Raw genomic sequence first — 13,163 nt, 5'->3', positions numbered from 1 at the left:
GAGATTATCCACCAAAGCATCCAAAAGACGAACAGGGTCATCTTCTGCAATATCCTTATCGATTCTTTGAGGAAAAAGAATCATTTTCTTGTGTATGTAAGAACGAAAGTGTATCTTTGTCATAATGAGATTTTTTTATGCCTAAAGGTACAAAAACTTTAGGAAATAGCAAAGCCCTGGCTTGAGAAAGTTGGGGCTTTGTGCATAAAAAGAGGATGTGTACATTTTGACACACCCTCTTTTAGTTTGTATGTAGTAAGGATATATGGATTTAGTTGTTGCCTCCGTTATTTCCGTAAGGCTGACTTCCGAAGTCTTCGTCCATTTCCATTTGGTTGTCTTTCTTCTTGCTCTTCTTTCCGTTACCAAAGTTCCATGTAAGTGTAAAGCGGAGAGTGCGACCTATGCGCCAACTTTCTTGGTTGCGTGTAAAGGTATCGCTATGTGTGTAGGTTTTCCATTTGCGAGTGTTGAATAAGTCGCGACAGTTTACAGACAGCATTAGCTGTTTATTGAGGAAACTTTTTCTAAAGCCGAAATCTATGCTTCCGCTTGGCGACCTATAACCTTGTGCTACACTTTCGCGGCTCTGATAGTTGCCTGTTAGCTGTATTGAAATATCGTAAGGGAGCATTAGGCTAGCTTGCATGCGTGCGTTCCATGTGAAGTTGCTATTACCCTTGCCTGTAATGGTTTGTCCATCTATGTTGAAATTGAAGCCATCAAGTTTGTAATAGTAGAAGTTAGTCGATGTAGAAAGGTTCAGAATGCGGAACAAACGGTTCTTTGCTGTAAGTTCTAAACCTGTTGATGTGCTTTTAGCAACGTTGAAACTAGTTTGATATAGCAACCCATCGGTTGAGCTTCGGTAGGTTATGCGTTGCATAACATCGGAGGTTGGTCGATAGTAAGCCGATACAAGCAGCGAGTGTTCGTTCCATGTGCGTAGATAGTTTAATGAGAACGAGTTGCTATATTCAGGTGTTAGCTCTGGGTTACCAAACGATATAACCGTGGCATCGCTTGTATTTCGGAATGAGTTGAGTTCTCCGCCCCATGGTCTGCGTAGTCGTCTGGTGTAGTTAAGTTGTAGCTGGTCGTTCTTTGTGAGCTGATAGCTCATAAAAATGCTGGGGAAAAGCTGGAAGTAATCTTTCTTAAAAGGTTTGTTGCGTAGACTTGCATTGTGCTCTTGTGCCCACGAATAACTTTCTGTATTTACCTTCCAATATTCACCGCGTAATCCCGCCATTAATCCAAATTTGCCCGAATTGTACGACAAGGTAGAGTATAGGGCGTGTATGTTGTTTTTGTAAATGAATCGGTTATAGTATAGTTGGTCTTCCACAATATTATATCCAGCCCAACTGTTGTGGTCTACGAAACTTTCTTGCGGTGTATTTTCTTTTGACAAGTTAGCTTGATAACCAGCCTGAATGCGTAGTGCCTTCGATATTTGATTCTCGTAGTCGAGCTTTATTTCCCACGACCTATTATTTACGTATAGCGGTTTGTATTGATAGCTACCAGTAGTTCCAGGCATTACCATTGGGTTGCCTGCCGCATCAAAATAGGTGGTAGTGTCTTGATAAACATTAATATTATCGGCTTTCCACTTGTCGTAGCTCACGCTAAAGTCTAAGGAATGTTTATCAGAGAAGTTATGCCGATAGTCGAATTCAGTGTGCATCATATTCATCTTATTATCCCCGTGCGTATTTCGGAGCATTAACTGGCTGTTGAAAGGTGCTCCCAAAGTTCCATATTCGTATGGAGTATAGCTGTGGCTTTTGTCTTTTCCGAACGAGAACATACCACTAAGCGACACATCGTCCTTTTTAGTGGCGTGCAAAGTGATGCCAGCTCGTGTGAACAGATTATTGCCTTGTTCTTTTCTGCTACTATTATATTGTTGATAAGTGTTGGTATTTATGTTGTTCTGATGACTCCACGAACCTCTTTCTTTATTACGGTGGCGATATCCTACATTGGCGTATGCATCTATGAGCGAACTGTTGTAGTTTATATTTGCCGATGTGTTGGCACCTCTATGCGTATCTCCGCCAGCCTGAACACTACCATAATAGCCCGCTTTAAGGTTCTTCTTCAATATAATGTTAATGATACCAGCTGAACCTTCTGCAGAGAATTTGGAAGATGGATTGTCTATAACTTCAATGCGTTCGATACTTTCAGCAGGCAATTGCTGTAGAATATTGGCACGATTGTCGGCAGTTAGTCCCGAAGATTTACCATTAATCCAAACTTCTACACTTGAATTACCACGTAGAGAGATGTTTCCATCGTTATCCACCTCTACACTTGGAATGTTCTCTAACACGTCTGATGCAGCTCCACCAGCATTTGCAATCTGTTGGTCTACACTGAAAGACTTGCGGTCTACTTCTAGTTTCATATCCGAACGTTGTGCTGTTACCACCACTTCGCCAAGCGATTTGGCATCTTCTACAATATAAATAGCTGTAAAATTCTTGATGGGTGCAGCCTCTGTAAGACTAAACTTTCTTGTTGCATCTTTATATCCAATGCTACTTGCTGTTAGGGTATAGTTCCCATCAGGTACATCTGGAATAGTAAAGCGCCCATCAGTATCGGTAATGGAACCTTTAAAAATCTTGTCGCTTCCTTCCTTCCGAATAACGACATTTATAAATTCTAACCCAGTGTTAGTCTTTCTATCCAACACTCTACCTTTTACTGAACCTTGTGCGAACGCTACTACCACGTTAAAAACGAAGAGCAGCAAAAACGAAATAATCTTCTTCATAACATACTCTACGACACATTTTGTGGCGAAAAGTTTAATGTAAAACGAAAAAAATGGTGTAAACAACTATAAGAATGCTTTTTTTTGTTACCTTTGCATAAATTATATGTGCGTAGAAACAGAGTTATACGCACCAATAAACTGAGACATAACGCCCTTGTAGTTCAATGGATAGAACACGGCTCTCCTAAAGCTGAAATATGAGTTCGATTCTCATCGGGGGTACAGCAATCGTATTTAGACAGCTATAATTTTAACAATCACACTGTATGCTTGGAGCTATTATAGGCGATATTGTAGGGTCTCGTTTTGAATTTGGACCTACACCTGAGAAAGATTTTGAACTTTTCACCGATGAGTGTTCCTACACAGACGATACAATATGTACCGTAGCTATTGCCGATGCGATACTAAACGAACGTTCTTATAAGGAAGCTCTCTTAGATTGGTGTCATCGTTATCCAGAGCCAATGGGTGGTTATGGCAATATGTTCTACGATTGGTTGCACGAAACCAACCCTCAACCCAAAAACTCGTTTGGCAATGGTGCAGCAATGCGTGTAAGTCCAGTGGGCTGGCTCTTTTCCGATTGGGAAGAAGTAATAGCTGAAGCCAAGAAGACTGCCGAGATATCGCACAACCACGAAGAGGGGATAAAAGGCGCACAGTGCATTGCCGAAGTTATATGTTGGCTACGACACATGCGTTTTACCAAATCCGATGTAGAACGAAAGATTGAAAAGTTCTATGGCTACGAGTTGCCACCTATGCGAAACATACGTAAGATAGGAGCGCAGGGACACTTCGATGGCACTTGCCAAGAAACTGTTCCTATGGCATTGCGCTGTTTTATGGACGCCAATAGCTTTGAAGACACTATACGTCTTGCTGTGCTTTGCGATGGCGACACCGATACGAAGGCTTGCATAGCAGGTGCAGTAGCCGAAGCTTACTACGAAATTCCAGAGAAAATAGAGGAGAAGGCATTTAGCTATCTGCCCGATGATATGTTAGAAGTTCTATCCCAATTCTACGATAGAATACAGTTGGATATAAACAAATAACGCTTAAACTATATCCGCATTATAATAGAAGAATCACGACATTGTTTTCAATATCCTATAGATAAGCAAGCCTTATGTAAGTGCTTATCAGCTAATATGGTAGGAAGCCTACTGTTTGGAGTATCAAAACCTTATTTGTTTTCTAATTCAAAACCTACTCTTTGAATTTTCTAAACACTTTAGTTGTTCTTTTTATATGCAAAGTTTTGCCGTAATTTTGGTTTAGTAGAGAATAGGTAGCGAAATTATGGGCAACGCCTACAGGTGCACATAAACCGAATAAGATATCTCATATATTTAGAGAAATCCACTATAATTCAGTTGCGTTTGTTTTAGATATCTGTCGCACTCGTCTTAGATATCTGTCACGTTCGTCTCAGATATCTGTCAGTTGCGTTTTAGATATCATACAAAATTACTACGTTTATAACATTATATTCCAGCACCTGAAAGATATTTATTCAGATGAAAAATATGAGAACTTTTATTCAACAATGTTTCTACTTGAATGCAGTGGTAAATACCTGGACAGCAATATGTTGTTCGGTATCTTGTTATGTGAGGGTGAAACTCGCCACAATTGTCTTATTCTCCAAAGAGTCTCTATCTCTTTTCTATAGAGCCGTTATTCCTGTAACTCGGGAATAACATTAGAAATCGATTTTTGCACCTCTTCGTGTGAACAACCTTCTTTGAAAACAACAAAAATGGTGTCATCGCCGGCTATAGTTCCTAATATCTCCGGCAGGTCGCTATTGTCTAGATTGTAGGCAATGGCACTAGCGTAGCCAGGTCGTGTCTTAATAATAGCCATTTGTCCTGAAAAGTGTATAGACAAATATCCACTTCGAAGAAGCATTTCTGACGCTTTTCCTGGTGTAGAAATACGTTTATACATCGAATCGTTTGGAAGTACATATACATATTTTCCCCCCATAGAGGCTGCTTTCGCAACCTTCAGTTGTTTGAGATCACGACTCAAAGTGGCTTGTGTTAATTTATAACCTTCTTTTTGTAGCGCCTTTATAACTTCTTCTTGCGAACTCAATTCCATGCTCGATATAAGCATCTTAATAGTCTCTAATCGTTTTGTCTTTACCTTCATACTACAGAATATCTATGCGTTATAATGTCGCAAAAATATGCAAAATATTCTGATTATGCAAGAAATAACGAGTGTAAAATTACTTTTTATGCGTTTTTTCTTTGTTCTTTCATTTCTCTCTCTGTTTGCACAGTAGTGAAAGTAGCTAAACACACTTTGTCTATTACAGTCAGTGTTATGTTTAAGGGTGTTCAAAGTTTTTGTTCTTCTAACTGTTATATATAATAAGGTGTACCACACTTGTTTATAGAAGGAAAGAAGAAAAAACACTGTTTTTGGCAAAAAAATCGACTAAAAGTTTGCGAATAATAAAATAACACAATATCTTTGCAGTGTACTAATGATGTGGTACAGCATAACAAGGAATAATAATTAAAGAGAAATACGATTATGATTGAAGTTAAGAACTTAGTATTTAGTTATCCTGGAAGCAAGCACAAGGTGTTTGACGGATTGAATTTAACGCTTAAAGAGAACCGCATTTATGGTTTGTTAGGTAAGAACGGTATGGGTAAAAGCACTTTGCTTTACCTTATAGCTGGATTGTTGCGACCTAAGAATGGAAACGTTTGCGTTGATGGAATGGAGTCTAAGGACCGCCGTCCGGAGATGCTTCGAGAAATATATGTAGTGCCAGAGGAATATAATCTTCCTAATCTCACGCTGAAGCAGTATGTGAAAGTACATCAGGACTTTTACCCACGCTTCAGCGAAGAGATTCTAATGAATTGCCTTCGCGACTTCGAGATGCAAGCAGATGTAAACTTCAAGCACTTATCAATGGGACAGAAAAAGAAGATTTACATGAGTTTTGCTGTTGCTTCGTGCTGTCAATTGCTATTAATGGACGAGCCAACAAACGGATTGGACATTCCTTCGAAAGCTCTTTTCCGTAAGGTTATAGCTGGTAACTTGCCTGCCGATTCGTCGTTAATTATCTCAACGCACCAAGTGCACGATGTGGAACAGCTATTAGACCACGTTTTTATTCTCAACAATTCAGAGATGATAATAAATGCATCGGTAGAAGAAATTGCCAAACAATACGAATTTACTTACCGCAATGCCAACGAAATGGGCGAAGATGTGCTCTACGCCGAGCCATCACTGCAGGGCAACGCTGTAATTGCACGTAGAAAGGCAGATAGCCCCGAAACCATTATTAATTTAGAGCTACTCTTCAATGCTGCAACATTGGGTAAGTTAAATAATAAATAAGGAGAAGTTGTTATGAAAAAGATATTTGGCTTTACATTTAATGTGTGTCTTTCAATGGTTGTCTTTGCGCTCTTGCTCACATCGTGCGTACACAAAAAGCAGGATTTAGGCACGGTTATAACAAAAGAGGTTAAGGTTATGCCTTTTAAAGATATTGAAGTACATGGCAATGCATCGGTGCATATTGTTCCCGGCAATACTTATAAGGTGATAATAAAGGGCAGACAAAAGCTGATTACAAGTATGGAAGTGGAACTAATAGGAAGCAATTTGGTGGTAAACGATACGCAAAACGGCATCTTCCCAAAGAACGAACTACGTTTCGGAGTAATTACTTCGAAGGATACACGAACAGATGTTTATATAACGATGCCCACGCTGCACAATGTCTATTTGGAGAATAACGCATCGTTGAACATAGACAAAGCTATGACGGCAGACAGTGTCAGCTTCGGCATGTTAGGCAATTCGAGTGTAGATGTAGCAGGGCTTACAGCGAAAGGACTCGAGATTAAGGCACAAGGAAATGTAAGTATGAACATTGCCCACTTAACCGTAGACCGCATGCAAACAGAAATACAAGGTAACGCTTCGGTAGATGTTAATTTCGATATGGGCGACAATGTAGACTTTACTATAGAAGGAAACGGTTCGGCAACGCTCTCTGGCGTAACCCGCAACAAGCCTAATTGCACCATGCGTGGCAACGGAAGTATAGACGACCAAACCAAACGAGCACACAAATAAGTAAGTAAAGAATTATAGAACAATAAAAAACAATACAATAGATATGGAGACTTTCAATATACAAAGATTTGGCAACGTATGCACACGACTCGTACTGCTTAGAAAAAAAGAATACTTCAACTTATTCTTAGCAGTAGTGTTGTTTGTTGGTTTATTTTGCGTTTTTACTTGCAACCCTTTAAGTGGCGATGCTATAGAACCGTTACAATATAAGTATTTGTTCTTGCAACTGGGAATAACCATATATTCCTTCTCGTTAATACTAATTACGCTATATGGTGCGAACATTATTCGCGACCTGAAAACAAAGCAGCAACGTATAGACGAACTAGTATTGCCAGCCACCAATTTAGAAAAGTTCACGGCACGCGTATTAGCATCTACGGTTCTTATACTCATAATCATTGTAGCAGGCATAATGGTAGCCGACGTGTTACAGATGCTTATAAACATGCTCTTGCACAAAGGAACCTTTGCATCGTTCTGTCTTTCCTCATTCAATGTGGCATTTACTGAGTTGCAAACAAGCATTCTTGCTATAGAAAATGTACTTCATAAGCCTATACGATTTATGTTCCTGCTAACGCTGATATCTGGTAATGCATTCTATTTGTTAGGTGGAATGCTCTTTAGAAAAACAGCTTGGCTGAAAACAACTCTGGCTGTAATAGTTATCTCAATTGCGCTTTTCAGTATGTTTGTTGGCTACGCCTACGTTGTTTATGGCTACACAAACTATGTGGTTTACACGCCAGAATGGATGCAAGACTCTTGGTTCAACATAACACTGCTGATAGTACAGACATGCGCTTGCTACTATTTTGCTTATAGAATATACTGCCGATTGCAGGCTATAAATACTCGCTGGCTAAATATATAAACAGTTATTGTTTGTGAGAAAGGGCTGCTTGCAGCCCACACTCACACTTCAGCAATCAACATAAAAAACAATTTAATTATGGATTTTAATAATAATAAAGCAATATACGAACAGATGGCAGATCGTATGTGCGACGAGATTATTGCTGGAAACTATAGGGCTGACGACCGCATACCATCGGTTCGAGAATATGCCATTATGCTGGAGGTGAACACCAACACAGCCGTAAAGGCATACGAACTGCTTGCTCGCGAAGATATAATATACAACAAACGAGGCTTAGGCTACTTCGTGGCACCCGATGCCCGCCCCCAGATACTGGCACAACGCAAAAAAGAATTTGTGAACGAACTGTTGCCAGAAGTGTTCAGGCAAATGTCGTTGTTAGGAATAGGCATAAACGATGTGGAGAAAATGTGGAACGAACACCACACAGCGTAGAAAACACGTAGAAACTAACAAGAGAGCAGATTGGCAAACAAGCTAATCTGCTCTCTTATTTTGCAAATGTGGAACACTCTATTTCCAAACACCCCATTCGTAACCTCCCATTAAAAGCAAACGCCCCACGCCACTAACAAAACGCTGTAACACGTGTTGCAACATTTATATAGGCATTTCGTACAGTTTTTACTATAGCTTCGCTTCGTTTTCATTAGCGATAAATGGTAGTGTTTAACTTAAATAGATAGTTATTTAAATTTAAATAGTAATGTATCTAAACTTAAACAACAATCTATTTAAACTTAAACAATACAATAAGATGCTTATAAAAATATAACAGAACCATAGAGCAAATGCCATTTTACCATAGCGAAAAAACAAAAACACCCTGCACACACAATTCACAATACATACATTAGCAGCACCGCAATAAGCAGAAAACCATATTTAAACACCATTCAAACCACGTAAAATAAGGCATATAGTTTGCCCATATAAGGTAAACCTGTTTGCAAACACACTTTTTGAGCCCTGAAAACTTGCTACATATAAAAAATATTTATAATATTGCAGTGAAATAGAAACATAACATAAATAACATTCAAACACATGAAAAAAAGAACACTAATAGCAGCTTGCTTGCTGGCTGCTATGTCTGCAGGCGCCCAAAGTCAGGTGTCTGGTATCGACAAGAAGAATATGGACTTGAGCGTAAAGCCGGGAACCGACTTCTATCAGTATGCAGCCGGCGGCTGGCTTAAAAGCCACCCATTAGACGCAGAACACACAAACAACGGTGCGTTTACCGACCTTTACGAGGAAAACCAAAAACGCATACAAGAGCTAATACTCGAATATGCAAGCAAACCACAAAAGCAAGGCACACTCGAACAAAAGATAGGCACGCTCTACAACATGCTAATGGATAGCGTACGCCTTAACCGCGAGGGCTGGGAACCACTGAAACCAACACTGGCACGCATTGCAGCAATTAAAACCAACAAAGAATATCAGCTAGTAACAGCCGAATTAGACCGCCGTGGCGAAAACACTATGATGTTCGGAGTAGGCGTTGGTGCCGATATGCGCAATGCATCTATGAACATCGTGTCTGTAGGGCAAGGTGGCTTAGGCTTAGGCACACGCGACTATTATTTGAACAACGACCCACAAACACTAAAAGTGCGTGAAGCCTACAAAACATATCTAAAGAACCTTTTCAAGATGGTAGGCAACGACGAAGCAACCGCAACAAAAAAGGTAGACGCTATAATGGCAATAGAAACGCGCATTGCAAAGGTTAGCTACTCAAAGGTTCAGCTTCGCGATATAGATAAGAACTATCACAAAATGAGCTATAACGACCTCGTGTTAAACTTTCCTGGCATAGACTGGGGTAACGTATTCTTGCAAACAGGTTTCCCTCCATTCGATGCAGTAGACGTTGGTCAGCCAGAACCAATACACGAAGTAGAAAAGATTTTAGCCGATACAAATCTAGACGACCTAAAAGCATACGCCGAAATAAAAGTTATATCAGGCGCAACAAGTCAGTTAAGCGATGCCTTCCGTGCAGAAAGCTTCAAGTTCAGCAGCGTGTTAAGCGGAGCACAACAAGACCGTCCACGCTGGAAACGTGCAGTAGCAACAGTATCTAACGTGTTTGGAGAAGCCATAGGAAAACTCTATGTAGAGAAATACTTCCCAGAAAGCAGCAAACAACGAATGATAGAACTTGTAAAGAACCTGCAAGAAGCACTGGCACAACGCATACAAGAAGCAACATGGATGAGCGCTGCAACCAAAGCACAAGCTAAGGACAAATTAGACAACTTTATTGTTAAGATTGGCTATCCCGACAAGTGGCGCGACTACAGCGGACTGCAAATAAACGACAAACTATCGCTCTACGCAAACATGCAGAACGTTAGCGAATTCTTCTTGCAAGACGAGCTAAACAGAAAGGTGAATAAACCAGTAGACAAAATGGAGTGGGGTATGACACCACAAACAATCAATGCATACTACAACCCAACTACAAACGAAATTTGTTTCCCTGCTGCTATACTTCAGCCTCCATTCTTCGACCCTAATGCAGACGATGCAGTGAACTATGGTGGTATAGGTGCTGTAATTGGACACGAAATGAGCCACGGATTCGACGATCAAGGCTCACAATTCGACAAAACAGGTAACCAACGCGATTGGTGGACTGCACAAGACAAGAAGAATTTCCAAGAACGTTCAAAAGTATTGGTAGACCACTTCGGCAAAGTAGAAGTAGTAAACGGCAAGAAAGTGAACGGTCAGCTCACATTGGGTGAGAACATTGGCGACAACGGTGGTTTGAATATCGCCTTCCGTGCTTTACAAAACAGTATGAAGACAAAGCCATTAAAGACACTCGATGGTTTCACACCAGAACAACGCTTCTTCCTATCATGGGCACGTGTGTGGGCAGGCAATGCACGACCAGAATATCTTGAATATCTCATCACTGTAGACCCACACTCACCAAATATGGCACGTGTAAACGCAGCTCTCCCAGAAATAGATGCGTGGTACGATGCATTCAAAATAAAGAAAGGCGATAAACTGTTTATACCAGCAAACAAACGTGCACACATCTGGTAAACACAGCAACAACAACGCTATAAGTAGCAGATGAGCTACTTAAGGCAATATAAAAAATTCCTACGAACTGAGGCAACACTCGTTCGTAGGTTTTTGCTTCTCAATAGTCTCATTAAGCAAAACCAGCACTATAGTATGGGTACCTATTCTTGCTACATTGCCAGTAACCACTCGTACAATTCAGTATAACAAGAAAAGCATAACCTTACAGAGATACTAAAACAGGGAAAATAGTAGCTATATGCACACGAATGTAAAATATAATCGCTATCTTTGCACATATTAGACAGTATTTCACAGTTAAAACGAATAACAAACATATATGACACAAGACGAGAAAACAAAGATAGAAGAAGAAATTGTAGACGTATTGAAGACAGTTTACGACCCCGAAATACCAGTAAACATATACGACCTTGGTATGATTTACAAGATAGACCTGCACGACGATGGCACATTAGATATGGATATGACCTTTACTTCGCCATCTTGTCCGGCAGCCGACTATATTTTCGAAGACGTTAGAACAAAGGTAGAAGGCGTAAAGGGCGTAAAGACCGCCAACATAGAACTTGTATTCGACCCCGTTTGGGACCAGAGCATGATGTCGGAGGAAGCACGTGTCGAATTAGGTTTCGACTAATTTAATCCATCACTAACCCTACTGTAACTATGAAGAATGTTTATTTCCTTTCCGATGCTCATCTTGGCTCACTGGCAATAGAGCATAGACGAACACAAGAACGCCGATTGGTTCGCTTCTTAGATAGTATAAAAAATAAGGCAGAGGCAATATATTTGTTAGGCGATATGTTCGATTTCTGGAACGAGTATAAATATGTAGTTCCAAAAGGCTTTACACGCTTCTTAGGGAAACTCTCCGAACTTACAGATATGGGTGTAGAGATACATTATTTTACGGGTAATCACGACCTTTGGACGTATGGCTATCTGGAAAAAGAATGTGGAGTGATTTTACATCGAGGAGACTTAACAACCGAAATACACGATAAAGTATTCTATTTGGCGCATGGTGATGGGCTTGGCGATCCAGACCCATTATTTAAAATTCTGCGACGAATATTCCATAACCGTTTCTGCCAACGTCTGTTGAATTTTCTGCACCCATGGTGGGGAATGCAATTAGGGTTGAAATGGGCTAAGAAAAGTCGCCTGAAACGGGTAGACGGCAAAGAGCTTCCGTTTCTTGGTGAAGAGAAGGAGTTTTTGGTGCAATACACCAAACACTATATGCAAACCCACAAAGATATAGATTACTATGTTTATGGACATAGACACATAAAGCTCGACCTACCTTTAGATAAGAAAACACGTATGTTTATTCTTGGCGATTGGATATGGCAGTTCACTTATCTTGTATTCGATGGTGAGCATACTTTCCTTGAAGACTATGTTGAAGGCGAGACTGTGTTGTGAAAAAAACAATAGAAGCGTATATTTAAACAGCTTTTCGGGTGTTTGTAAAAATAGCCTTATTATATGCTCTATCTATATTTCTTACAAATGAAACGCTATTTCGTTGAAAAAAAATGGCTGTTTATTGAATAATTTTGGAGGTTTAAATGAAATGGTGTATATTTGTAAATGATTTTTAGAATAGAGATTATGTAATATATAATGACAGTCTTATAAAACTTTTCGGTGAAACAGATGATATATAAAATACACATTTAATTCATCATTTAGAATAAAACTCAGGTTTGTAGATTAAGTTTAGTCAAAAAGGTAGCTGTCGTGAGATAGCTACCTTTTATGTTTTTGTATGTATCTACTATATATCATATTTTGTTCTTTATATTTTACAAACTTAATAGAGAAGCCAACGGGTATGTTTGTAAAAGAGTTTAACTATAATGAAATACGCTCTAATACAATAAAGTTTCTAACAATATATTGATGCTCAATTGTTCGTAATAATGCTAAGGACAAAACATTGCCAAATAAAAACTTTCATCGTTATCTTATTATTGAATCCCATTTAAGTGCTGTAATATAACGTTATAAACGTAGTTGTTTGGTATGATATCTAAAACGAAACTGACAGATATCTGAGACGAACGTTACAGATATCTGTAACGAGTGCGACAGATATCTAAAACAAACGTAACAGATATCTAAAACAAGCGTAACTAAATTTAATCGATTTTGATAGACTTATGAGATGTTCTATTTGCTTCGTAAATAAACAAAAAGAACTGTTTACAACCTTTCCATTCCTTTTCTACTGAGCCAAAATAATATCCATTCTATCACCAACTTCAC

10 protein-coding genes and 1 tRNA gene are annotated in these 13,163 nt (G+C 39.4%); 9 read left to right on the top strand and 2 right to left on the bottom strand.

From position 1 onward, the window contains the following. Positions 1-271 precede the first annotated feature (271 nt). On the bottom strand, positions 272-2,788 hold the full coding sequence (locus HMPREF9144_RS00535) for a TonB-dependent receptor domain-containing protein (protein ID WP_006043813.1): 2,517 nt from the start codon (positions 2,786-2,788) through the stop codon (positions 272-274). A gap of 153 nt (positions 2,789-2,941) precedes the next feature. On the opposite strand from HMPREF9144_RS00535, the gene HMPREF9144_RS00530 reads away from it, so the two are divergent. Together HMPREF9144_RS00530 and HMPREF9144_RS00525 are read left to right on the top strand one after the other, a co-directional pair. After that, positions 2,942-3,013, top strand: a tRNA-Arg gene (locus HMPREF9144_RS00530). 44 nt (positions 3,014-3,057) lie between these two features. Then, on the top strand, positions 3,058-3,852 hold the full coding sequence (locus tag HMPREF9144_RS00525; RefSeq protein ID WP_006043812.1) for an ADP-ribosylglycohydrolase family protein: 795 nt from the start codon (positions 3,058-3,060) through the stop codon (positions 3,850-3,852). Positions 3,853-4,477: 625 nt separating this feature from the next. Here the strand turns inward: HMPREF9144_RS00525 and argR are convergent. Beyond that, positions 4,478-4,957, bottom strand: coding sequence for an arginine repressor (argR, locus tag HMPREF9144_RS00520; RefSeq protein ID WP_006043811.1), 480 nt, complete (start codon positions 4,955-4,957; stop codon positions 4,478-4,480). Between the two features lie 390 nt (positions 4,958-5,347). Between argR and HMPREF9144_RS00515 the strand changes: the two genes are divergently transcribed. The 7 genes from HMPREF9144_RS00515 (at position 5,348) to HMPREF9144_RS00485 (ending at position 12,317) form a co-directional block, all read left to right on the top strand. Continuing rightward, positions 5,348-6,175, top strand: a complete 828-nt coding sequence (locus HMPREF9144_RS00515; RefSeq protein WP_006043810.1) for an ABC transporter ATP-binding protein — start codon at positions 5,348-5,350, stop codon at positions 6,173-6,175. A 12-nt stretch (positions 6,176-6,187) separates the two neighbouring features. Next, complete coding sequence (locus tag HMPREF9144_RS00510) at positions 6,188-6,922, top strand: GIN domain-containing protein (protein ID WP_006043809.1); 735 nt, start codon at positions 6,188-6,190, stop codon at positions 6,920-6,922. Between the two features lie 43 nt (positions 6,923-6,965). Further along, positions 6,966-7,802 carry a hypothetical protein gene (locus HMPREF9144_RS00505; RefSeq protein ID WP_006043808.1) on the top strand — a complete coding sequence of 279 codons (837 nt, stop codon included), beginning with the start codon at positions 6,966-6,968 and terminating at the stop codon, positions 7,800-7,802. A gap of 78 nt (positions 7,803-7,880) precedes the next feature. Continuing rightward, on the top strand, positions 7,881-8,243 hold the full coding sequence (locus HMPREF9144_RS00500; protein ID WP_006043807.1) for a GntR family transcriptional regulator: 363 nt from the start codon (positions 7,881-7,883) through the stop codon (positions 8,241-8,243). Between the two features lie 612 nt (positions 8,244-8,855). Then, positions 8,856-10,880, top strand: coding sequence for a M13 family metallopeptidase (locus HMPREF9144_RS00495; protein WP_006043806.1), 2,025 nt, complete (start codon positions 8,856-8,858; stop codon positions 10,878-10,880). Positions 10,881-11,202: 322 nt separating this feature from the next. Beyond that, the gene (locus tag HMPREF9144_RS00490) at positions 11,203-11,523 is read left to right on the top strand and encodes a metal-sulfur cluster assembly factor (RefSeq protein ID WP_006043805.1); all 321 of its coding nucleotides are present in this window, start codon (positions 11,203-11,205) and stop codon (positions 11,521-11,523) included. A 29-nt stretch (positions 11,524-11,552) separates the two neighbouring features. Next, positions 11,553-12,317 (top strand): UDP-2,3-diacylglucosamine diphosphatase, encoded by a 765-nt coding sequence (locus tag HMPREF9144_RS00485; RefSeq protein ID WP_006043804.1) that lies wholly within the window; start codon positions 11,553-11,555, stop codon positions 12,315-12,317. The last annotated feature ends 846 nt before the right edge of the window (positions 12,318-13,163 follow it).

The organism is Prevotella pallens ATCC 700821, from assembly GCF_000220255.1.
Taxonomy (GTDB): Bacteria; Bacteroidota; Bacteroidia; order Bacteroidales; family Bacteroidaceae; genus Prevotella; species Prevotella pallens.
Note: the sequence above shows the minus strand (reverse complement) of the source record. Positions and strands in the feature narration are given on the sequence as shown.

Bases quoted from the DNA above. Each gene is read 5' to 3' on its own strand.
- HMPREF9144_RS00525 (WP_006043812.1), top strand. From the start codon at position 3,058: ATGCTTGGAGCTATTATAGGCGATATTGTAGGGTCTCGTTTTGAATTT.
- HMPREF9144_RS00500 (WP_006043807.1), top strand. From the start codon at position 7,881: ATGGATTTTAATAATAATAAAGCAATATACGAACAGATGGCAGATCGT.
- argR (WP_006043811.1), bottom strand. From the start codon at position 4,957: ATGAAGGTAAAGACAAAACGATTAGAGACTATTAAGATGCTTATATCG.
- HMPREF9144_RS00505 (WP_006043808.1), top strand. From the start codon at position 6,966: ATGGAGACTTTCAATATACAAAGATTTGGCAACGTATGCACACGACTC.
- HMPREF9144_RS00535 (WP_006043813.1), bottom strand. From the start codon at position 2,788: ATGAAGAAGATTATTTCGTTTTTGCTGCTCTTCGTTTTTAACGTGGTA.
- HMPREF9144_RS00485 (WP_006043804.1), top strand. From the start codon at position 11,553: ATGAAGAATGTTTATTTCCTTTCCGATGCTCATCTTGGCTCACTGGCA.
- HMPREF9144_RS00515 (WP_006043810.1), top strand. From the start codon at position 5,348: ATGATTGAAGTTAAGAACTTAGTATTTAGTTATCCTGGAAGCAAGCAC.
- HMPREF9144_RS00495 (WP_006043806.1), top strand. From the start codon at position 8,856: ATGAAAAAAAGAACACTAATAGCAGCTTGCTTGCTGGCTGCTATGTCT.
- HMPREF9144_RS00510 (WP_006043809.1), top strand. From the start codon at position 6,188: ATGAAAAAGATATTTGGCTTTACATTTAATGTGTGTCTTTCAATGGTT.
- HMPREF9144_RS00490 (WP_006043805.1), top strand. From the start codon at position 11,203: ATGACACAAGACGAGAAAACAAAGATAGAAGAAGAAATTGTAGACGTA.